This window comes from Alteripontixanthobacter muriae, from assembly GCF_013336795.1.
GTDB lineage: Bacteria > Pseudomonadota > Alphaproteobacteria > Sphingomonadales > Sphingomonadaceae > Pseudopontixanthobacter > Pseudopontixanthobacter muriae.
In genome coordinates, this window is sequence record NZ_JAAFZT010000050.1 from 47,888 (window position 1) to 68,378 (window position 20,491).

General features: G+C 64.9%; 19 protein-coding genes. 12 read left to right on the forward strand and 7 right to left on the reverse strand.

Going from position 1 to position 20,491, the window contains the following annotated elements:
* The first annotated feature begins 46 nt into the window (after window positions 1-46).
* The 3 genes from metX (at window position 47) to G7A66_RS13180 (ending at window position 3,042) form a co-directional block, all read left to right on the forward strand.
* Window positions 47-1,201 (forward strand): homoserine O-acetyltransferase MetX, encoded by a 1,155-nt coding sequence (gene metX / locus G7A66_RS13170; RefSeq protein ID WP_174296250.1) that lies wholly within the window; start codon window positions 47-49, stop codon window positions 1,199-1,201.
* Window positions 1,194-1,802: a methionine biosynthesis protein MetW gene (gene metW / locus G7A66_RS13175; RefSeq protein WP_174296138.1), complete on the forward strand. Its 609-nt coding sequence runs from the start codon at window positions 1,194-1,196 to the stop codon at window positions 1,800-1,802. The genes metX and metW overlap by 8 nt, the downstream gene beginning before the upstream one ends.
* A 157-nt stretch (window positions 1,803-1,959) precedes the next feature.
* Window positions 1,960-3,042, forward strand: coding sequence for an AI-2E family transporter (locus G7A66_RS13180; protein ID WP_174296139.1), 1,083 nt, complete (start codon window positions 1,960-1,962; stop codon window positions 3,040-3,042).
* A 33-nt stretch (window positions 3,043-3,075) separates the two neighbouring features.
* Here G7A66_RS13180 and fghA read toward each other — a convergent pair whose 3' ends face one another.
* From fghA to G7A66_RS13195, 3 genes are read right to left on the reverse strand one after another with little or no spacing between them, the layout of a single operon-like run.
* Window positions 3,076-3,927: an S-formylglutathione hydrolase gene (gene fghA, locus G7A66_RS13185; protein WP_174296140.1), complete on the reverse strand. Its 852-nt coding sequence runs from the start codon at window positions 3,925-3,927 to the stop codon at window positions 3,076-3,078.
* A gap of 5 nt (window positions 3,928-3,932) precedes the next feature.
* Entirely contained in the window at window positions 3,933-4,313 is a 381-nt protein-coding gene (locus G7A66_RS13190) for a VOC family protein (RefSeq protein WP_174296141.1), read from the reverse strand.
* 40 nt (window positions 4,314-4,353) lie between these two features.
* Entirely contained in the window at window positions 4,354-5,781 is a 1,428-nt protein-coding gene (locus G7A66_RS13195) for an NAD-dependent succinate-semialdehyde dehydrogenase (protein WP_174296142.1), read from the reverse strand.
* A 126-nt stretch (window positions 5,782-5,907) separates the two neighbouring features.
* On the opposite strand from G7A66_RS13195, the gene G7A66_RS13200 reads away from it, so the two are divergent.
* From G7A66_RS13200 to G7A66_RS13220, 5 genes are all read left to right on the forward strand, one after another.
* The gene (locus G7A66_RS13200) at window positions 5,908-6,306 is read left to right on the forward strand and encodes a hypothetical protein (protein ID WP_232366895.1); all 399 of its coding nucleotides are present in this window, start codon (window positions 5,908-5,910) and stop codon (window positions 6,304-6,306) included.
* Between the two features lie 13 nt (window positions 6,307-6,319).
* The gene (locus G7A66_RS13205; RefSeq protein ID WP_206675225.1) at window positions 6,320-6,865 is read left to right on the forward strand and encodes a hypothetical protein; all 546 of its coding nucleotides are present in this window, start codon (window positions 6,320-6,322) and stop codon (window positions 6,863-6,865) included.
* 86 nt (window positions 6,866-6,951) lie between these two features.
* Window positions 6,952-7,623, forward strand: a complete 672-nt coding sequence (locus G7A66_RS13210) for a glutathione S-transferase family protein (protein WP_174296144.1) — start codon at window positions 6,952-6,954, stop codon at window positions 7,621-7,623.
* Between the two features lie 75 nt (window positions 7,624-7,698).
* Window positions 7,699-8,097 (forward strand): peptide-methionine (R)-S-oxide reductase MsrB, encoded by a 399-nt coding sequence (gene msrB, locus G7A66_RS13215; RefSeq protein WP_174296145.1) that lies wholly within the window; start codon window positions 7,699-7,701, stop codon window positions 8,095-8,097.
* Between the two features lie 184 nt (window positions 8,098-8,281).
* Window positions 8,282-10,438, forward strand: coding sequence for a transglycosylase domain-containing protein (locus G7A66_RS13220; protein WP_232366896.1), 2,157 nt, complete (start codon window positions 8,282-8,284; stop codon window positions 10,436-10,438).
* A 114-nt stretch (window positions 10,439-10,552) separates the two neighbouring features.
* Here G7A66_RS13220 and G7A66_RS13225 read toward each other — a convergent pair whose 3' ends face one another.
* The 3 genes from G7A66_RS13225 to hflK form a co-directional block, all read right to left on the reverse strand.
* Entirely contained in the window at window positions 10,553-12,094 is a 1,542-nt protein-coding gene (locus tag G7A66_RS13225) for a Do family serine endopeptidase (RefSeq protein WP_332310563.1), read from the reverse strand.
* Window positions 12,095-12,230: 136 nt separating this feature from the next.
* Complete coding sequence (gene hflC / locus G7A66_RS13230; RefSeq protein WP_170003172.1) at window positions 12,231-13,076, reverse strand: protease modulator HflC; 846 nt, start codon at window positions 13,074-13,076, stop codon at window positions 12,231-12,233.
* Window positions 13,077-13,086: 10 nt separating this feature from the next.
* A complete protein-coding gene (gene hflK, locus G7A66_RS13235) occupies window positions 13,087-14,286 on the reverse strand; it encodes a protease modulator HflK (RefSeq protein WP_232366897.1) in 1,200 nt (399 codons plus the stop codon).
* Between the two features lie 131 nt (window positions 14,287-14,417).
* Here hflK and G7A66_RS13240 point away from each other — a divergent pair, with 131 nt between their 5' ends.
* Genes G7A66_RS13240 through G7A66_RS13255 form a run of 4 tightly spaced genes read left to right on the forward strand, consistent with a single transcriptional unit; the run spans window position 14,418 to window position 20,288 of the window.
* A complete protein-coding gene (locus tag G7A66_RS13240) occupies window positions 14,418-15,473 on the forward strand; it encodes an Mrp/NBP35 family ATP-binding protein (RefSeq protein WP_174296147.1) in 1,056 nt (351 codons plus the stop codon).
* 2 nt (window positions 15,474-15,475) lie between these two features.
* The gene (locus G7A66_RS13245; protein ID WP_174296148.1) at window positions 15,476-17,785 is read left to right on the forward strand and encodes a xanthine dehydrogenase family protein molybdopterin-binding subunit; all 2,310 of its coding nucleotides are present in this window, start codon (window positions 15,476-15,478) and stop codon (window positions 17,783-17,785) included.
* Window positions 17,782-18,816 (forward strand): ferrochelatase, encoded by a 1,035-nt coding sequence (gene hemH, locus G7A66_RS13250; protein WP_174296149.1) that lies wholly within the window; start codon window positions 17,782-17,784, stop codon window positions 18,814-18,816. The genes G7A66_RS13245 and hemH overlap by 4 nt, the downstream gene beginning before the upstream one ends.
* 41 nt (window positions 18,817-18,857) lie before the next feature.
* Window positions 18,858-20,288: a cytochrome P450 gene (locus G7A66_RS13255; protein ID WP_174296150.1), complete on the forward strand. Its 1,431-nt coding sequence runs from the start codon at window positions 18,858-18,860 to the stop codon at window positions 20,286-20,288.
* A gap of 9 nt (window positions 20,289-20,297) precedes the next feature.
* Here the strand turns inward: G7A66_RS13255 and G7A66_RS13260 are convergent, their stop codons facing one another.
* A complete protein-coding gene (locus tag G7A66_RS13260; protein ID WP_174296151.1) occupies window positions 20,298-20,468 on the reverse strand; it encodes a DUF1674 domain-containing protein in 171 nt (56 codons plus the stop codon).
* Window positions 20,469-20,491 lie beyond the last annotated feature (23 nt).

Consider the following 20,491-nt stretch of genomic DNA (forward strand, 5'->3'; position numbering starts at 1 on the left):
AGCGGAATTGACAGCCCGCACGCTCTGCCCCAATCGCTGCGCGGTCATGGGCTCCGAAACACCTCCCGATCTCGCCGCACGAGAAGACGGTGCAGCACCTGCGGCTCCTCGTTCGCTCGGCCTGTCACGCCCCTTGCCGCTGGACAGCGGGCAGAGCCTCGAGAGAGTGACGATGGCGTATGAAACCTACGGCAATCTTTCGACCGCGCGCGACAATGCGGTCCTGATCTGCCACGCACTGACCGGCGATCAATATGTCGCCAGCACGCACCCGCGCACCGGAAAGCCGGGCTGGTGGGCGCGCATGGTCGGACCGGGGCTGCCCATCGACACCGACAAATTCCACGTCATCTGCGCCAATGTCATCGGCAGCTGCCTTGGCTCCACCGGCCCGGCCAGCCTTGCCGAGGATGGCGAGCCCTACGCCATGCGCTTTCCTGTCATCACCATCCGCGACATGGTCCGCGCGCTGGTCGGCATGCTGGACGAAATGGGCATAGAACGGCTTTACAGCGTCGTCGGCGGATCGATGGGAGGGATGCAGGCGCTGAGCATGGCGGCGAACTTCCCGGGCCGTGCCGGTCGCGTGCTGGCCATTGCGACCACCAGCCGCCATTCGGCTCAGAACATCGCCTTTCACGAGCTTGGCCGGCAGGCGATCATGGCCGACCCGGATTGGCAGCAGGGTGCCTATTACGGCACCGGCCGCGCACCCGGTGCCGGCCTGTCCGTCGCCCGCATGGCCGCGCATATCACCTACCTTTCCGAAGACGGCCTCACCCGTAAATTCGGCCGCCGCCTGCAGGACCGCGACGCAGTGGGCTTCGGTTTCGACGCGGATTTCCAGGTCGAAAGCTATCTGCGTTACCAGGGCAGCGGCTTCACCCGCCGCTTCGATGCCAATTCCTACCTCTATATTACGCGTGCGATGGACTATTTCGACCTCGCGGAAGAACATGGCGGCCAGCTTGCCCGCGCTTTCGCGGGTCACAGGCGAGGGACGGAGGCCCGCTTCTGCCTCGTCAGTTTCGATACCGACTGGCTGTATCCGACGGCAGAGTCGCGCCACGTGGTCCACGCGCTGAATGCGGCAGGGGCGCCGGTCAGCTTTGTCGAACTGTCCGCGCCCTACGGGCACGACAGCTTCCTGCTTGATGTGCCCGCGCTCGACCGCGTGGTCGCGGGGTTCCTGCATGGTTGAGGGGGTGGAGGCGCTCCGGCCCGATCTGGCGGTGATCTTCCGCTCGGTCGAGGCAGGCAGCAGGGCGCTGGATGTCGGTTGCGGCGACGGGGCCCTGATGGCGGCGCTGCGCGATCACAAGCAGGTGGATGCGCGCGGGATCGAGATCGACGGCGCGATGGTCGAACGCTGCGTCGCGCGCGGCCTGTCGGTGGTGCAGGGCGATGCCGATCGCGACCTCGCCTGCTACCCCGATGGCGCCTTCGACTACGCCATCCTCAGCCAGACCCTGCAGACGGCGGAACGGCCCGACCGGATGCTGAAGGAACTGCTTCGCGTGGGCCGCCGCGCCTTCGTCTCCTTCCCCAATTTCGCTTATTGGCGGATGCGCTGGGCCCTGGTGCGGCGGGGCCGGATGCCGGTCACGCGGCATCTGCCGGTCAGCTGGTACGAAACGCAGAACATCCATCACGTGACGGTCAGAGATTTCGAGGCACTGGCGCATGATCTCGGCATAGGCATCGAGCGTTGCTGGTTCTTCACCGGGACCCGCGAATGCGGGCGCGGCGCCGCGAACTGGCGTGCCGAACATGCTCTGTTTGAGCTGGCGCGGGCTGACTGAGGCTGACGTATCAGTGCACGGCGGCGAAATATTCGGCGATCAGATGGCCGGGCGCTTTCACACTAACATTTGAATCGATTGGAAAAGATCGGGAGCTTTACAAGCAGAGTAACGTTGCAGGGGCATCAATCGGGAAAGCTGATCGCAGGAGACGGGAATGGCAGGGGAAATCGACGGCAGCGGCCTGTCTTCATTCCTGAAGAAATTGCTTACCATTCTCCTTGTCGTCGTTCTGGCCTGGTTGGCCTGGAAGCTGCAATTCGTCCTTTTGCTGGTATTCGGCGCGGTCCTGCTGGCCATCATCATCAAGGTGGGCGCCGACGGCCTGCATAACCGGCTGAAGATGCCCGGGAAAATGGCCTTCATCGTCACGGTGCTGGTCATTTTCGGCATACCGGTTTTCGCCCTGTGGTCGTTCGGCGCGGAAATTGTCAGGCAGGCCGACCAGATCGCGCAGGCCGTGCCCGAGGCGATCGCACAAATGCGGCAGATGCCGGTGAGTGCCGGCATCGGCGACTGGACAGAGAACAATTTGAGCGATGCCGTTTCCGGGTCGGAGGTCTATGCCAGCATCAGCGGCCTGTTGCTGACGGCTGCCGATGCGCTGACCAATCTCGTGATCGTGATCGTCGGCGGCATCTATCTGGCGGCAAGCCCGGCGCTCTACAAGCGCGGTTTCCTGAAGCTGGTGCCGCCCAGGTCGCGAAGCATGGCAGATACGGTGCTGTGCGAGATGGGAACGGCCCTCGGTCTCTGGCTGAAGGGGCGCCTTCTGGCGATGCTGCTGGTGGGCGTGCTGACCGGTCTGGGCCTCTGGCTGATCGGCGTACCCTCCTATCTTGCGCTGGGCCTGCTTGCCGGACTGCTGGAGTTCGTACCTTTCATCGGGCCGATCATCGCGGCAATCCCCGCGATCCTGCTCGCCTTCCTCGGCGGACCGACCGATGCCCTGCTCGTCGCCGGACTTTTCCTGGTGATCCAGCAACTGGAGGGGAACGTCATCACGCCAATTATCCAGCACCACGCGGTGGATCTGCCGCCAGCGCTGCTCATCTTCGCGGTTCTGGGCTTCGGCGCCTTGTTCGGCATCGTCGGCGTCATCCTCGCCGCGCCGCTGACCGTCGTCCTCTTCATCATGGTCAAGCGTCTGTATGTCCGCGAATATCTGCACACCGCCACCGTCATACCGGGTACGGGGCATGACGATGACGGTGCCGAAACGCGAGAAATGCGGGTCTGACGATTGGTGCGGCGAAATCCGCTGGCGGGGCGTTCAGCCCGTCAGCCGTTCGGCATGCCAGCGGATATGGTCCGCCATGAAGGTCGAGATGAAGAAATAGGAATGGTCGTAGCCTTCCTGCATGCGGATGGTCGCGTCCATACCGGCCTTCTTCGCCGCCAGCGCCAGCAATCCGGTCTTCAACTCTTCCTTGAGGAAATCGTCGGCCGTGCCCTGGTCCACCAGAATGTGGTCGTGCCGCGCTCCGCCATCGATCAGCGACACGGCGTCATATTGTTGCCAGCCGCTGCGATCCTCGCCCAGATAGCGGGAGAAAGCCTTCTCGCCCCAGGGCGCCTGCGTCGGCGCGACGATGGGTGAGAACGCGCTGATGGAACGGTACCGCTCCGCATTGCGCAAGCCGATGGTCAGCGCGCCGTGTCCGCCCATGGAGTGGCCCATGATCGACTGCCGCGCCATGTCGGCGGGAAATGCGCTTGCGGTCACTTCCGGCAATTCATCCTCGATATAGGACCGCATTCGGTAGTTGGTCGTATAAGGTTCGCGCGTCGCGTCGACATAGAACCCCGCGCCTTTGCCGAAATCATACTCGTCTTCCGCATCGGGCACGTCCGGCCCGCGCGGCGAGGTGTCGGGCGCGACGAAGATGATGCCCGCTTCGGCGCAGGCGGCGCGATATTCGCCCTTCTCCGTCACATTGGCATGGGTGCAGGTGAGGCCGGACAGATAATACAGCACCGGCAGTTTCGCGCCTGTGTCATGCGGCGGAACGAAGACGGAAAAGGTCATCTCCGTTCCCGTCTCGCGGGAGGCATGGCTGCACACATATTGCGTGCCGCCATGCGCCCGGTTCTGCGAATCAAAGCTGATGCTGGCAGAATGCATGCCTGTCAGCCCGGCCGGTGCATCGCGCAGACCTTGTTACCGGCGGGATCGCGCAGATAGGCGAGATACAGCTTCATGCCCGCACCTTCGCGAATGCCCGGCGGATCTTCGATGGCCGTGCCGCCGTTTTCGAGGCCAGCCTTGTGCCACGCATCGGCCTGTTCGGACGTCTTGGCGGAAAAGCCGATGGTCGAACCATTGCCGCAGCTTGCGGGTTCGCCGTTGATCGGCTTGGTCAGCAGGAAGATGCCGCCTTCGTGGATGTAAATTACGCGGCCCTTGGGATCGACGCTGCCCTGCGGCCCGCCCAATGCGGCGAAAGTGGCGTCGTAGAACTTCTTCGAGGCGTCGATATCGTCGGCCCCCAGCATGACATGGCTGAACATTCGTCTCTCCTTGGTTGTTGTCGTGTTTTCGCGGTTGCGATCAGCTCTGGTGGACGCTCTTCAGCACCATGCAGGCGAGAACGCCTTCCGCACCGTCTTCGCTGCCGTGGCCCGACCATTTCACGCCGCCGAACGGAGCGTCCACGGCGCTGACATTGGCACCGTTGATCGCGACCATGCCGGCTTCCAGCTCGTCCGCCAGCCGCCGTTGGCGCGCGGCGTCCTTGGTCCAGGCATAGGCGGCAAGGCCATAGGGCAGGCGATTCGCTTCGGCGATCATCTCCGCCTCACCGGCATAGGAATTGATCAGCGCGACGGGGCCGAAAGGCTCCTCGTTCATGATCTCGGCATCCTGCGGCACGTCGGCGAGCACCGTGGGCGCATAGAAGAAGCCCTGATTGCCGATGCGCTCGCCGCCGGTCAGCAGCTTCGCGCCCTTGTCTACCGCGTCGGCGACCATCTGTTCGATCGTGTCGGGGCGGCGGGCATTGGCCATCGGGCCCATGCGCGTGTCCTTGTCCGTGCCATTGCCGACAGCGATCTTCTTCGCCCGTTCGACGAAGCCGTCGCGGAAATTGTCATAGATGCCCTGCTCCACGATGAAGCGGGTGGGGCTGACGCAGACCTGCCCGGCATTGCGGAACTTGGCGGCGACCATCGTGTCCAGCACGATGTCGACATCGCTGTCTTCGAACACCAGCACCGGCCCGTGGCCGCCCAGTTCCATGGTCGTGCGCTTCATGCCCTCGGCGGCAAGCTTCATCAGGTGCTTGCCGACCGCGGTTGATCCGGTGAAGCTGAGCTTGCGGATGATCGGGCTGCCGAGCAGGTGGCGGCTCACTTCGTCGGGCACGCCGAAGACGATCTGGCAGACCTCGGGCGGCAGGCCCGCATCCAGCAGGCATTGCACCAACATGATGCCCGAAGCGGGCGTTTCCTCGGCCGGTTTGACGATGACGGAACAGCCCGCCGCGATCGGCCCGCCGACCTTGCGGGCGACGTTGATGATGGGGAAGTTCCAGGGCGCGAAGGCGGCGATGGGGCCGACCGGTTCATAGCGCACTTCGGCATGGCTGCCGGCGGGGCGGACCAGCGTACGGCCATAGATGCGCTTGCATTCACCGGCGTAGAATTCGAGCAGCATGGCGGAATAGATCGCCTCACCCTTGGCCTCGCCCAGCGGCTTGCCCTGTTCTGCCGTGAGCACTGCCGCCATGTCGCCCGCACGTTCGCGGATCAGGCCCGCGGCCCTGGTCAGGACAGCGGCGCGCTTTTCAGGGGCCTCGGCCCGCCAGATGCGGAACCCTTCGTCCGCCTTGGCCAGCGCCTTGTCGAGATCGTCCGCACTGGCGAGAGGAAGCTGGCCGATATCCTCGCCCGTGGCGGGATTGACGACTGTATGCGTCCGGCGGTCGCCAACAGCGACTTTTTCGCCGCCGATGATCATGTGAAGGTCGGGATAGGTCATGCATCGCCCCATTTCTTGCGTTGGATCCGTTTGCCATGCGATGCCGGTATTCGCATCGTCATTCAAGCGCCGCGAGCATGAGCCGTGGCATGCTTGGGTTCAGCTTGGGCGAATTAGAAGGCAGACATGAGAAAACCGGCAAACCGCATCACCCTCGCTCTCGCTTGCGCCCTTGCGCTGGCGGGAACGACTTCTGCCTCGGCACAGACAGGAGCGCCTGCGGCAGAAGCAGCGCCGGGTGCGCTGACGCTCGAGCATCGCACGGCCCTGCGCTGCGCTGCCGCGTTCGCGATCACCGCCAATCTGCAGCAGCAGGGGGAAGCGACGGGCGACTACCCGCCGCTGGCTGAGCGGGGCCGCGAATTCTTCGTGCGCAGCGCCGCGCGGGTGATGGACGACACCGGGCTGGATCGTGCCGGAGTCGCCTCAGTCCTCGCCGCCGAGGCACAGGAACTGGCGGAGCCAGATTTGCGGGCGGAGATCATGCCTTCGTGCCTGCTGCTTCTGGATGCGTCCGGAATCTGAACCCACCATTCACATGAAGGTCAGGGGCAAGCGCGATAATACGCGCCAGCTACCCGACAAACGGGAAAGGATCATCATGCGCAAATTCCTGATTGCCGCCGCCTGCATTTCCGCGCCCCTCGGCGCCTCTGCCGCTCATGCGCAGATCGCCGATGCGCCTGTGATCGTGCTTCCGGATACCGGCGCTGCTGACCTCGATGCGATGGCCAGGAGCGGCGAACTGGCCGAGAGACTGAACGATCCCGCCTTGCAGCAGACCCTGTCGAGCAGCGTCGCCGTGCTCGGCGAAGTATTGCTAGACCTGCCGCTGGCACCCTTGGCCGATGCCGCCGCAAGGATGGCGGGTGAAGATGCCGCCGCGATCGATCCCGACATGACGCTGCGAAACTTGGCAGGCCCTGATGCCGACAGGGTGCCCGCGGAACTCGCCGCAAATCTGCCGCGCATGATGGGCGCAGTCGCCGGGGCGCTGGAGGGCGCGCAGGAGATTACCCCGCTGCTTCGCGATCTGGCCCGCCAAATTGGCGAAGCTGCGAAAGGCGTCGCGCCGCAGGATTGACCCTCGCCAGAACGGCGAAGCGCATTTCGCTAATCCGGGCAGCGGCTTGTGGACGGCGCGGGCCATTTGCGGCATGACATGGCCGCATGTGGCGCCTTCATCAATTTCCGCTCTGCCCGTTCAGCCGCAAGGTCCGCCTGCTGATGAGCGAGAAGGGCATCGGCTATGAATTGTGGCGCGAAAATCCATGGGATGGCAGCGAGGCGTTCAGCGATCTGAACCCTGCCGGGCGCACACCGGCGCTGCACGATCCGGAAAAAGGGCTGATCCTGTGCGACAGCCGCGCAATCTGCGAATATTTCGAAGAGACGGTCGACAAGGCGCCGATGATCAACGGCACCGCCGCCACCCGCGCGGAAATCCGGCGGCTGGTCGCCTTGTTCGACGAAAACTTCTTCGGCGATGTCACTGCGCCGCTGCTGTACGAACGCATGAAGAAGCGCCTCGTCCTGCGCCAGCCGCCCGATTCGCGTATCTTGCGCGAAGCCATGAAGCTGGCGCATGACCACCTCTATTATATCGATTACCTCATCGACAATCGCCCCTGGCTCGCCGGGTCGCAGATGAGCCTCGCCGATCTTGCCGCCGCGGCGCAGATCTCTGTCGCCGATTATCTCGGCGGCATCGACTGGCAGGGGCACGAACAGACGCGTGGCTGGTATTCGGTGTTCAAGAGCCGGCCCAGCTTCCGCCCGCTGCTGTCCGAACGCATGGAAGTGATCCAGCCGCCGCGCCATTATGCCGATGTGAACGCCTGACATCGCGCACCGACGGTGCGCGTTTGAAAAATGGCGGGCCGCGTCCCATATCTCCTGCTGAAACAGGAGATTTTCATGACGAACAAGGTCGAACTCAGTGAAGCCGAATGGCGCCGTAAGCTGACGCCCGAACAATATCACGTCCTGCGCGAAGCGGGCACGGAACGGGCCTTCACCGGCAAATATGACAAGAACAAGCAGGCTGGCGAATATCACTGCGCCGCTTGCGGCCAGGCCGTGTTCGAAAGCGGCGACAAATATGACAGCGGATCGGGCTGGCCCAGCTTCAGCGCCCCGGCTTCCGGCGAAGCGGTCGAGGAAAAAAGCGACGTCTCGCACGGCATGACCCGCACCGAAGTGCTCTGTTCGGCCTGCGAAAGCCACCTCGGCCATGTGTTCCCCGATGGCCCCGGCCCCAACGGCCTACGCTATTGCATCAACAGCGCCGCGCTGGAATTCGAACCGGAAGATTGATTGCACGCAGTCCTGCCGGCCCTTTTCCGTTCACGCAGCGTTAGAAGTCGCCTATGCATGCCCGCTGGCGGGTTTTGGACGGGCAGGCGAACCCGGCTGAACGTAAGAAGGCCTGCGGGAAGGGTGATGTATTTCAATGGCGAAACGGGGTAGCCGGCGGCGCTCTCGCCAGCGCGACGGTGACATGGACGACAACGCGCCGAGGCGTGGCTTCTTCGTGCGGCTGATCCGCGGCCTGTTCTTCTGGGGCGCCGGGCTGGCCCTGCTCGGCGTCTTGTTCATCGCGCTTGCGGTCGCCTACACGGCGCAGAACCTGCCAGGCTATTCGCAATTGCAGGCCACGCAGAATGCGCAGACGATCATCGTGCGTGCGCGCGACGGGACGGAGATCGTCGAACTCGGCCCCAGCTACGGCGAATGGCTCGACCGCCGCGAGATCCCGCAAGTCATGAAAGACGCGATGATTTCGGTGGAAGACCGCCGGTTCTATTCGCATTTCGGCGTGGACCCCATCGGGCTTGTTCGAGCGGTGTACAGCGCAGCTGTCGACGATCGCCGCGTGTCGGCCACCAGTACCATCACGCAGCAGCTGGCGCGCAACATCTTCCTCAATTCCAATCGCAGCTTCGACCGCAAGATCCGCGAGGCCGTGCTGGCGGTCGCGCTGGAGACGAAGTTCTCCAAGGACGAGATCCTCGAACTCTACCTCAACAAGGTCTATTTCGGCGGCGGCGCATACGGAGTGGATTCGGCCAGCCGCCGCTTCTTCAGCCATCCCGCGACCGAGCTTTCGACGGCCGAGGCGGCCATCATTGCCGGTCTGGTCAAGGCGCCCAGCCGCTATTCCCCGACCGCCGATGTCGACGCCGCCGTGGGCCGTGCGAATGTCGTGCTGCGCCTGATGCGCGAACAGGGCCGTATCTCCAGCAGCGAGGCCTCGGTCGATCCTTCCACGGTGAAGCTGAAGGAAGAGCGTAGCCAGAATTCCGCGCGGTACTTCACCGATTGGGTACTGCCGCAGCTGGACATATTGCTTCCCGAAACTTTTGCCCCGATCGAAGTCTGGACGACCCTGGATGTCGGCATGCAGCGCGCAGCGGCGGCGGCGATCACCGCCAATACACCGCCGGGTACGCAGGGCGCGCTGGTCAGCATGGACGACGACGGCGCGGTGCTCGCCCTCGTCGGCGGCACGGATTACGTCTCCAGCAATTACAACCGCGCCACCAGCGCGCTTCGCCAGCCAGGTTCGGCGTGGAAACTGTTCGTCTATCTCGCCGCGCTGGAAGCGGGCTACACGCCCGAAGACCGCGTGGTGGACGCGCCGGTCACGATCGAAGGGTGGAGCCCGCGCAATTCAGGCGGTGGTTATGCGGGCGAAATCGACGTGCGCACGGCTTTCGCCTATTCCAAGAACACGGTTGCCGCGCAGCTCGGGAACGAGGTCGGTTTCGGCACGGTGGCATCGATGGCGCGCCGCTTCGGCATCACCACGCCCATCGCCACGAACCCGGCGATGGTGCTCGGCAGTTCGGAGGTGCGCCTGCTCGATATGACGCGCGCCTTCGCCTCGGTTTCGGCGGGCGGCACTTCGGTCGAACCCTATGGCATCCTGAAGGTCACTACCGACGACGGTGAGGTGCTTTACGCTCACGAGGAAAACGACGCCGTCCAGCTGGTGCCGGCCTATGTCGCTGCCGCCATCACGGACTTGCTGCAGACGACGGTGAACACCGGCACGGGCCGCGCGGCGCAGATCGGCCGCCCCGTAGCGGGCAAGACCGGCACGACCACGGCCAACAAGGATGGCTGGTTCCTCGGCTTCTCAAGCGGCATCGCTACCGGTGTCTGGATGGGCCGCGACGATGCAAAGGCGGTTGGTGGCTTGCAGGGCGGGCGGGCACCGGCGCAGGCCTTTGCCGCCTTCATGCGCTATGCGGTCAAGGATCGCCCGATCACCCAGTTCCAGACCGAACTGCAATTGCCCGAATGGCAACTGGAACCCGATGACGAATATTTCTTCGGCGATCCTGAAGATTATTACTTCATCGACGAGCAGGGTAATCTGATCGAACCGGGCCGCAGCGACCGTTCGGGCCGCAATCCATTCCCGATGGAAGGTGAGGAAGGCGACTTCAGCCCCGATGACCGGGTGCCCGAACAGGACCAGGCCGTCAGCGACGATTTCCTCGACAGGGCGCTTGGCCGCGGCCGTAACCGGCAAAACCCGCCGCCGCCGCCTCCAGCGCCGCTCCCGCTTCCGCCGCAGCCGGGTCCCGGCGGCGGCGGCGGTGGGCCGGGGTCGCAGCCGATCCTCGTCCCTGCAAATCCCCGGGACTAGCGTTGCCGGACAGCGGGCGATCGAGCCGAGCGCGGGCATGACACCAGGCGAAGAAAAAGGCCCCGCCGGTTAAACCGGCGGGGCCTTTCCATTTTCAGCGATCGCTTCGTCGCGTCAGTTCAGGCGCACCGCCACATATTGCGCTGGCGATCCGCGGCGCTGGATGCGCAGCAGAACGGCATCACGGTTGGCCCGATCGGCTTCGGAAACGATGGCTTCCAGATCGGCAATCGAAGCGACCTCGTTATAATTGGCCGAGAGGATGATGTCGCCCCGGCGCAGACCCTTGCGGCCCGCATCGGAGTTGGGATTCACCGCTCCGATAACCAGACCTTGCAGATCGGGATCGACGCCAAGCTGCCGAGCTATACGCGGCGTGAGGTCGATTACCTGAAGTCCGAGTTCTTCGGCGATCACGCCGCTGTCCTCGCCTTCGGGCATTTCTTCCTCGGCATCGGGATCGAACATCTGCTGCTCGCGCAGTTCCTCGTCGCTAGGGCGGCGACCGACTGTCGCCGTCACCCGGCGGCGCTCGCCGTCGCGCAGCAGCACGATCGGCACGCGCGTTCCCGGCTCGATATTGGCCACCAGATAGGAAAGCGTCTGGTCGGGCGTGACGTCCTGCCCGTTGACGCTGACGACGATGTCACCGGCGCGGATTCCCGCATCGGCGGCAGCGGCGCCGGGTTCAACCGACTGGACCAGTTCGCCCTGATTGCGCGGAAGGCCGAGCGAGGCGGCAAGATCGTCATCGACCGGCTGGATGCGAACACCCAGATAGCCGCGTTCGATGTCCAGACCCTGCGCCAGACGATCGACGATCGGCGCGGCGATCTCGGCGGGAATGGCGAAGCCGATGCCCACGCTGCCGCCAGAAGGCGAGAAGATGGCATTGTTGATGCCGATCACGTTGCCCTGCATGTCGAACAGGGGGCCACCCGAATTGCCGCGATTGATGCTGGCATCGGTCTGAATATAACGGTCGTAGGCACCGCCGGAATTCGTGGCGCGATAGACGGCAGATACGATGCCCGAAGTCACCGTACCGCCAAGCCCGAAGGGGTTGCCGATGGCGATGACCCAGTCACCCACGCGCGCCTGGCTTGAATCGCCGAAATTGACGAAGGGGAACGGTGTCCCGCGCTGGATCTTCAGCACCGCAAGGTCGCTGGAGGCGTCATTGCCGACCAGTTCCGCCGGATATTCCGTGCCGTCGGGCATGGTGACGGTAATCTCTTCCACCGTGCCGCGCCCGGTCGGGCTGACGACATGGTTGTTTGTGACCACGAACCCGTCGGCGGAAATGATGAAGCCCGAACCCAGCGACTGCGCCTCGCGCGTTTGGGGTTGCTGCGGCTGACCCTGGCCCCGGCGGCTGCCGAACAGGCCTTCGAAAGGTGTTCCGGCAAAGGGGTTTTGCTGCTGCTGAACCTCGACCCGCTGGCGTGTGGAGATGTTGACCACGGCCGGTTGCAGCTGTTCCGTCAGATCGGCGAAACTCGCAGGCGCCCCATCGACAGGAACAGTCCGGTTGATCATGTTGTCCGCATTGCGGGCCACCTGCGCACCGGCCGGCTGGCCAGTCACGAGGGAGATGGCGGCGCCGCCGACCAGCAGCGCGGAGGTCAGTCCATAAGCATATCGCACAGGCTTCACGTCCTTTATCTTCCTTCTATCTGCGTTCTTCGGCGGGGCGCTGGAAAGCGCTCCCGTTTGCGCCACATTGCGGCACGCCGCTTGAATGCGGTTTGAACGGCGGCGGGCATATGGCCCCGCCGTTCAAACCGTGAATTTACCTCTGTCCCCGGAACTGGCGCAGATATTCATTGTCCGGCGACAATATGATGGAACTTTGCGCATCGCCGTTCTCGAAAGTGCGACGGTAACTTTCCATGGCGCGGTAGAAATCGTAGAATTCCGGGTCCTTGCCATAGGCATCGGCATAGGTGCTCGCGGCTGTCGCCTCGCTTTCGGCGCGAATGATCTGCGCGTTCTTGCGTCCCTGCGCCCGTATCGTCGCGGCCTCTTCCTCACGGTCGGTTTCCATGCGGGTAAAGGCCGATTCCAGCGGGCGACCGTCGGGCAGATCGGCGCGCTTGATCCGCACGTCGATGATCTGCGCGCCATATTGCCGCGCCTGCCGGTCGAGCGTGTTGCGGATGTTCTCCATCGCATCGCCGCGCTCTGCAGTCAGCAGCGAGGCGAAGGGACGACGGCCCAGTTCCTGCCGCAGGACCGAGGTCAGAATGGGTTCGAGCTGCATAACCACCTGTTCCGTGGTGCCTGCGGTGCGAACCATCTTCACCGGGTCGATGATGCGGAAGCGGGCATAGGCATCGACCTGCAGACGCTGCTGGTCGTTCGACAGCACCTGCTGACGCTCCATGTCGAGGTCGAGCACGCGCTTGTCGATATATTGCGCGCGTTCGAGGAACGGGATGCGCCAGACGATGCCCGCGCCGGTCTGACCGTAGGGCTCGTTGGGCTGAAACCGGTTGACGACACGCACCGGCTCACCGGTCCGGACAATGACCGCCTGCTGGCTTTCCGGCACCACGATCAGGCTGGAAAGGGCGGCGAAGATCAGCACCGCCAGCGCCATCAGCGCCAGCTTGTGGTCTTCCCAGATACGCTGGATCCTGTTCATGTCACTGGTCCCCCGTTGCGGGTGCCGCGGCCGCGCTCGCGGCAGGCGCACGCTGGCGGCGCTGCACTTCGGGCAGCGGCAGATAGGTCTGCACGCCGTCGGTTTCCACGATGGTCTTGTCGGTCTTGGCCAAAACGCTTTCCATGGTTTCGTAATAGAGGCGGCGGCGGGTCACTTCGGGCGCCATCCGGTATTCCTCGTAAATCTTGTCGAATGATGCGGCGTCACCTTCGGCCTGGGCCAGAACCTGCTGGGCATAAGCCCGGGCGCGGTTCAGTTCGGCATCGGCATCCTGCTGTGCGGCGGAGACGTCCTTGAACGCCTCGACCACGCGCTCGGGCGGATCGGTCCGTTCGATTTCGATACCCTGCACGGCGATGCCGGCGCGATAGGCGTCGAGGAGAGCCTGCATCCGGGCGCGTACGCCCTGTTCGATTTCGGCACGGCCTGCACCGGAGAATGTGGCGTCCAGAGTCTGCTCGGCGACGGAGGCACGCATGGCGGCCTCGGCCACTTCGCGTACCGTCTCTTCAGGTTCCGCCAGCTGGAACATGTATTGCTTCAGATCCTTGATGTTCCAGCGGATGACATAGCTGAGATCGACGAGGTTCTGGTCGCCGGTCAGGATCAATTTCTGTTCGTTACCCTCGGGTATCTTCTCGCTGCGGATAGAGGTCACGTCCGTCACCTCGACCTGCTGGAACGGCCAGGGGGCCGTGATATGCAGGCCGGAATTCAGCGTATTGGTATATTTGCCGAAAGTGGTGACCACGCCCTGTTCGCGTGGAGCGATCTGGTGGACCATGGTGACGAACAGCAGCACGCCGACGATCAGCGCGATGCCGATGGGGAACCAGCTCTTGCCGCCGCGGCGTTCGGGCAGGCGGAAATTGCCGCCCCCGCCGCCACCGGCACGGCGCGGCCCTTCCGGCCCGCGGTTCTTGAAGATGTCTTCGATGCTGGCGCTGCGGCGCGGCCCGGGCTTGCCCGTGTCGTTGCCGCCGCCTGGCGGAAGCCAGGGATTGCGCGGCCCGCCTACGCGGCCCTTGGCCGGTGGCTCGCCATCGGAGGAGGGGCCAGTGTCCGGCGTCTCGCGAGGCTCGTCGCCTCCGCCGCCATTGCTGTCGCCACTGCCCCAGGGGCTTTTCCTGCCAGCCATTGCCAGCGCGATCCGTTTCGTGAACCCGTCCATTCTGTCCATGACATCATTATAGGTACGGGTGAGGCAAAAAACAGGGGTTCGGGAGGTCCAATCGAGAAATCCGGAAACGATTTTCGCCAGTCGTGAAAAACAGGGGTGGCGAGCACGCATTTGCTGCTAGGACGCGGGCCATGGACGAAGCTGCAATCAAGAGCCGCCTTCCCGCCCCGATCGCCCATCGCCTGCAGGCCGTCCGCATCAGCGGCGGAACGGTCAGCCTGGTGGTGGATGCGCATGGCCTGGACGAAGGCGCGAGGCAGGCGCTGGACCGCGCCGCGAAGGAAGCATTGCGCGGCATGGAAGGTATTACCGAAACGCGCGTGGCGCTGGTCGCCGACCGCGCCGCTCCGGAACACGATGCGCCCGCCGCGAATGCACCCGCACCGGCCGCCGAAAGGCGCTCCGCAACCATCCAGCCGCCGCCGCCCGGCGTGCCGCCGATCATTGCCGTGGGATCGGGCAAGGGCGGCGTGGGCAAGTCAACCCTGACGGCCAATCTGGCCGTGGCGCTGAAGCGAGCCGGTCGCCGTGTCGGCGTCGTCGATGCCGACATCTATGGTCCCTCCATACCCAAGATCTTCGCCACCGAAGATGCACGGCCCGAAAGCGAAGGCGCCAAGCTGATCCCGGTCACCGGTGCTGCGGGAATACCGGCGCTGTCGATGGGCCATCTGGTGGAGGCGGACCGTGCCATCGCCTGGCGCGGCCCGATGATCGGCAAGGCGATGGCCCAGCTGATCGACGCGCACTGGGGTGATGCCGAGATGCTGCTGATCGATCTGCCGCCCGGCACCGGCGATGTGCAGCTGACCATGCTGCAGCGCTTCCGCCCGGCAGGTGCCGTGATCGTGTCCACGCCGCAGGACCTTGCCCTGATGGACGCGAAGCGCGCGGCGCAATTGTTCGAGGTCGCGGGCGTTCCGCTGGTGGGTCTGGTCGAGAATATGGCGGGCTACGAATGCCCCCATTGCCATGAGGTCAGCGACCCCTTCGGGCGCGGCGGGGTCGAGGCTGCGGCGGCAGGCATGCAGGTGCCCTTCCTCGGCCGCATACCGCTGGCGTTGGAAATTCGCGAGGGCGGCGATGCTGGCAATCCTACCGCTGCGGGCGAGGGTCCGCAGGCGGAAGCCTTCCGCGATGTCGCCGCGAAATTGTCGGACTGGCTGACGCGGCACAAGGTCGTCTGACGATGAAGCTGAGCCGCCGCGGCGTTCTGGTCGGGGCGGCAGCGGGCGGGGGCCTGCTGCTCGCCTGGGGGTTGATGCCGCGCGAATATGGCTCGCCCTTGCCGACAGGCCCGGACGAGACGGCCTTCGGTGCCTGGCTGACGATTGCGCGCGACGGCATCGTGACCGTCGCGGTTCCACAGCTTGAGATGGGGCAGGGGGTCACCACCATCTTGCCGCAGATCGTCGCGGGAGAACTCGGGGCCGATTGGCGGCAGGTCGCCGCCGAACCGGTGCCGCCCAGCGGTGCCTATGCCAATATTCCGCTTGCCGCCGAATGGGCGCCCTTGTGGATGCCCGCCTTTCCCGGTCTTGCGGGCGAGCCGGACAATCTGATCGCGCAGCGCTACGCCCGCGCCAGCAGCTTCACCGCCACGGCCGCCGGGACGACGCTGGCTGCCTATGAACTGCCCGCGAGGGAAGCTGCCGCGACGGCTCGCGCCTTGCTGGCCATGGCCGCTGCCGAGCGGTGGGACATCCCCTGGGAGGAATGCCGGGTCGAAAATGGGTTCGTTCTCCACCAGAACCAGCGCGCGGCGTTCGGGGAACTGGCGGCGGAAGCGGCTCTGCTGGTTCCGCCCGATCCGCCGCCGCTGCGCCCGGAAGCGATGCAGGAGCGTCCATTCGCGGGCGCGGCAGGCGCTCCGCTCGACTTCCCGCGACTCGATCTGCCGGCCAAGGTCAGCGGGCAGTTCCTGTTCGCGGGCGATGTTCGCCTGCCCGGCATGGTGCATGCCGCGATCCGGCACGGCCCGCAGGGCGGGGCGGAATTGCTGCGCTTCGATGAAGGGGCCGCATCAACCGTTGCAGGGATGATCGGCGTGGTGCGCGGCCAGCACTGGCTCGCCGCCGTCGCGGAAAACTGGTGGGCGGCGGAACGGGCCATCGATGCGATGCAGCCAGTCTTCGCAGTCGCCAACCCCGTCGACAGCGTAGCGGTGGAAGTTGCGCTGGACGAGGCGCTGCGTAGCGGTTCGGCCACGCGAGTGGCGGAACGGGTCACCGACAGCGGGCTGGAACTGGTGGAAGGCGACGCTTTCGCCGAACCGGACATCGCCTTGCGTTACGATGTCGCGCCGGCGCTCCATGTGCCGCTGGAAACGGCGAGCGCAACCGCGAGGCTGGCCGATGGCAGGCTGGAGCTTTGGGTCTCGAGTCAGGTGCCCGAACAGACGCGCGAGGCTGCGGCCAGGGCAATCGGCATATCTTCGCGCGATGTCATCCTCTATCCCATGCCCGCCGGCGGCAGTTTCGATGCGCGGCTGCAAACGGGCCATGCCGTGGAAGCGGCGCTGATCGCCCGTGCCACGCGCCGCCCGGTGCAACTCACCTGGTCCCGCTGGCAGGAGACGCTGGCCAGCCCGCCACGCGCACCCTCCGCCGCGCTGATGACGGCCAGGGTGGCCCCCGACGGCACGATCACCGCGCTGCGCAGCCGCATCGCCATGCCGCCGACGATGCGCGAGACAGGCCGCCGCGTCTTCTCGGGCGAAAGTGCAAGCGAGGCGGCAGCAGAAGATACAGGATTGTTCGGCTTGCAGGCCGACCCGCTGGCGGTGGACGGTGCTATCCCGCCCTACGCCATCCCTGCCGTGGCGGTCGATCACGCGCCGGTGGCGATCGGCCTGCCGACCAACCGGATGCGCGGCGGTCCGCATGGCTACACCTGCTTCTTCACCGAGAGCTTCATCGACGAAATTGCCGACCGGCGCGGGCGGGAGCCGCTGTCCTATCGCATCGCCATGCTCGGCAATGATGTGCGGCTGGTCGAATGTCTGCAACGCGCGGCGCGCCTCGGTGAATGGGGCGGCGGCGAGGGACGTAGCGGGCAAGGGCTGGCCTGTCATCGCATGGGCGACGACGGGCTGACGAGCAGCGCGGGCCGCATCGCCTGCATCGCCACCGCGCGGCGCGCTGCAGGCGGGATCGAGGTCAGCCGCATGGTCGCGGCGGTCGATATCGGCAGGATCGTCAATCTCGACATTGCTCGCCAGCAGGTTGAGGGCGGGCTGATCTACGGCCTCTCGCTGGCCTTGGGTGCGGCGGTGCGGTATGAAAACGGCTTGCCCGTTCAGGGCACGCTGGCGTCGCTGTCCCTGCCGCGTCTTGCACAAAGCCCCGAAATCCTCGTCGACTTCATCGCCAGCGACGCGCCGCCTGCCGATCCCGGCGAATTGGGCGTGGCCGTCGCCGCGCCTGCAATCGCCAACGCGCTATATTCCGCAACCGGCGTGCGCCATCGCCGCCTGCCCCTGCTATCGGAGGTGACATGACACGACAGCCCCAATCGCTTCCCACCGATCATCCGCCCGTCAGAAGCGGGAACATCGGACTGCTCGTGGTAAATCTCGGCACGCCGGATGCGCCGGATACGAAGTCGGTGAAGCGCTACCTGGCCGAATTCCTGTCCGACCGGCGCGTGGTCGAGATCCCGCCCATCGCCTGGCAGCCGATCCTGCGCGGCATCATCCTGAATACGCGCCCGAAGAAATCGGCCCATGCCTACGCCCAGGTGTGGAGCGAGGAAGGCTCGCCGCTTGCCGCCATCACTGCGCGGCAGGCGCGCGAATTGCAGCAGCGGCTGGGGCAGGGCGTCCAGGTGGATTACGCGATGCGCTACGGCAATCCGTCCATCGACAGCCGCCTGCGCAAGCTGATGGACGCGGGGTGCGACCGTATTCTGCTGGCGCCGCTCTATCCGCAATATAGCGGCGCGACCACGGCCACGGTGGTGGACAAGGCAGCGGACACGTTGCGAAAGCTGCGCTGGCAACCGGCGCTGCGCACCCTGCCGCCATACTATGACGATCCCGCCTATATCGACGCGCTGGCACAGGATCTGGGGCAACAGATCGAGGCGCTGGATTTCAGCCCCGAATTGCTGCTGCTGTCTTTCCACGGCATGCCGCAGCGCACACTGGAATTGGGCGACCCCTATCATTGCCACTGCCGCAAGACGGCTCGGCTGCTGACGGAAAGGCTGCAGGCCGAAAAGCGCTGGCCCGGCCTGCGGATCGAAACCAGCTTCCAGTCGCGCTTTGGCCCGGCAAAATGGCTGGAACCCGCTACCGACGCCGTGCTGGAGGCCGAGGCGAAGAAGGGCACCAGGCGCATCGCCATCGCCGCGCCCGGCTTTTCCGCCGATTGCCTCGAAACGCTGGAGGAACTCGCGATCAGGGGGCGGGAGCAGTTCACCGAAGCAGGCGGCGAACAGCTCGCCGCACTGGTCTGCCTTAATACCTCGCCCAGCGGAATGGAGATGCTGGAGGCCTTGATGCGCCGTGAATTGTCGGGCTGGATTTAGCGCCGGAACTTACTTACACTGCGGTAAGTAAGGAGCATTCCATGGCCACGCTACCCGCCCATTCCCAGTCGCCGCAGCCTGCACCAGCACGGCAGTTCGAACATTGGTCGCAGAAACTGCCGGAACAGGCGCTCGATCACATTCCGGGCGAAGCGGGTGCGCCGCTGGTCGGCCATACCTTTACCCAGCTTGCCGATCCGCATGGCTTCACCCGGCGCATGCATGCCAAATATGGCAAGGTCTACAAGGTGCGCAGCTTCGGCCGCTGGAACGTCGCTTTGTTGGGCGCGGAAGCGAACGAACTGGTGCTGTTCGATCGGAACAAGGTTTTTTCCTCCGAACAGGGTTGGGGTCCGGTGCTCGACAAGCTGTTCCCGCGCGGGCTGATGCTGATCGATTTCGACCATCACCGAATGGATCGCCGCGCGCTCTCCATCGCCTTCAAGCCCGAACCGATGCGCCATTACGCTGGCGCGCTCAATAGCGGAATCGCGGCGCAGGTGGGCGACTGGGGCGGGACAATGAAGTTCTACCCCGCCATCAAGCAGCTGACGCTCGACCTTGCCGCCGACAGCTTCATCGGCCTGCCCTTCGGTCCGGAAGCGGACCGGATCAACACCGCTTTCGTCGACATGGTGCAGGCCTCGATCGCGCCGATCCGCAAGCCGCTGCCCTTTACGCAGATGCGCAGGGGAGTGAAGGGGCGCGAGTTCCTGGTCGATTATTTCACCGCCGAAACGCTGCGGCGCCGGGCAGCCGCCGGTGATGGGAATGCAGACGGGCAGGACATGTTCAGCCAGTTCGCCGTTGCCACGCGCGAGGATGGATCGCTGCTGCCGGTGGATCAGGTGGTCGACCACATGAACTTCCTGATGATGGCGGCGCATGACACCATCACTTCTTCCGCCACATCGCTCGTGTGGCTGCTGGCGCAGAACCCTGAATGGCAGGATAAATTGCGCGAGGAGATCATGGCGGTCACCGGCGGCCCGGACGAGAAGGGCGTGCCGCGCGATCTTGCTTACGAGGATCTCGGCAAGCTCGAACTGGTGGAGATGGCTTTCAAGGAGAGCCTGCGGATGATCCCGCCCGTGCCCTCGACGCCGCGCCGGGCGCTGAAATCGTTCGAATATTGCGGCTACACGATTCCGGCAGGTACCGCGGTCGGCATCAACGCGGCCTTCGTGCACATGATGGAAGAACATTGGGAGGAGCCGACCCGCTTCGACCCGATGCGCTTTACCGCCGAAGCGGTGAAGGCGCGGCATAAATATGCCTGGGTTCCGTTCGGCGGGGGCGCGCATATGTGCCTGGGCCTGCATTTCGCCTATATGCAGGTGAAGGTGCTGCTGACGCATCTACTGCAGCGTTACCGCATTGAAACGGCGGAGGGCTACGCGCCGGAGTGGCAGGCCTGGCCGATCCCGAAGCCGAAGGACGGGCTGAAGGTGACGCTCACGCCGCTGAAGTAAGCGGAAGCCTCAGAAATCTATGGCAATCCCGTCCTTAACCCAGTCGCCATAGCGGGTCGGTGACAGGCCCTGCGGATCGTCGGGATTTTCTTCCGGCGGCTTCGGCTTGGGCGGAGGCGTGTCGCTCCAGTGAGCGGGCTTCTCGAAATTGTCGGGCCGTTGTGTCGCACGCTGGGTCATGCGTCTGACATGGGGTCCGCCCG

Coding starts and splice junctions, on each gene's coding strand:
- metX (WP_174296250.1), top strand. CDS start 47: ATGGGCTCCGAAACACCTCCCGATCTCGCCGCACGAGAAGACGGTGCA.
- metW (WP_174296138.1), top strand. CDS start 1,194: ATGGTTGAGGGGGTGGAGGCGCTCCGGCCCGATCTGGCGGTGATCTTC.
- G7A66_RS13180 (WP_174296139.1), top strand. CDS start 1,960: ATGGCAGGGGAAATCGACGGCAGCGGCCTGTCTTCATTCCTGAAGAAA.
- fghA (WP_174296140.1), bottom strand. CDS start 3,927: ATGCATTCTGCCAGCATCAGCTTTGATTCGCAGAACCGGGCGCATGGC.
- G7A66_RS13190 (WP_174296141.1), bottom strand. CDS start 4,313: ATGTTCAGCCATGTCATGCTGGGGGCCGACGATATCGACGCCTCGAAG.
- G7A66_RS13195 (WP_174296142.1), bottom strand. CDS start 5,781: ATGACCTATCCCGACCTTCACATGATCATCGGCGGCGAAAAAGTCGCT.
- G7A66_RS13200 (WP_232366895.1), top strand. CDS start 5,908: ATGAGAAAACCGGCAAACCGCATCACCCTCGCTCTCGCTTGCGCCCTT.
- G7A66_RS13205 (WP_206675225.1), top strand. CDS start 6,320: ATGAAGGTCAGGGGCAAGCGCGATAATACGCGCCAGCTACCCGACAAA.
- G7A66_RS13210 (WP_174296144.1), top strand. CDS start 6,952: ATGTGGCGCCTTCATCAATTTCCGCTCTGCCCGTTCAGCCGCAAGGTC.
- msrB (WP_174296145.1), top strand. CDS start 7,699: ATGACGAACAAGGTCGAACTCAGTGAAGCCGAATGGCGCCGTAAGCTG.
- G7A66_RS13220 (WP_232366896.1), top strand. CDS start 8,282: ATGGACGACAACGCGCCGAGGCGTGGCTTCTTCGTGCGGCTGATCCGC.
- hflK (WP_232366897.1), bottom strand. CDS start 14,286: ATGGACAGAATGGACGGGTTCACGAAACGGATCGCGCTGGCAATGGCT.
- G7A66_RS13240 (WP_174296147.1), top strand. CDS start 14,418: ATGGACGAAGCTGCAATCAAGAGCCGCCTTCCCGCCCCGATCGCCCAT.
- G7A66_RS13245 (WP_174296148.1), top strand. CDS start 15,476: ATGAAGCTGAGCCGCCGCGGCGTTCTGGTCGGGGCGGCAGCGGGCGGG.
- hemH (WP_174296149.1), top strand. CDS start 17,782: ATGACACGACAGCCCCAATCGCTTCCCACCGATCATCCGCCCGTCAGA.
- G7A66_RS13255 (WP_174296150.1), top strand. CDS start 18,858: ATGGCCACGCTACCCGCCCATTCCCAGTCGCCGCAGCCTGCACCAGCA.
- G7A66_RS13260 (WP_174296151.1), bottom strand. CDS start 20,468: ATGACCCAGCGTGCGACACAACGGCCCGACAATTTCGAGAAGCCCGCT.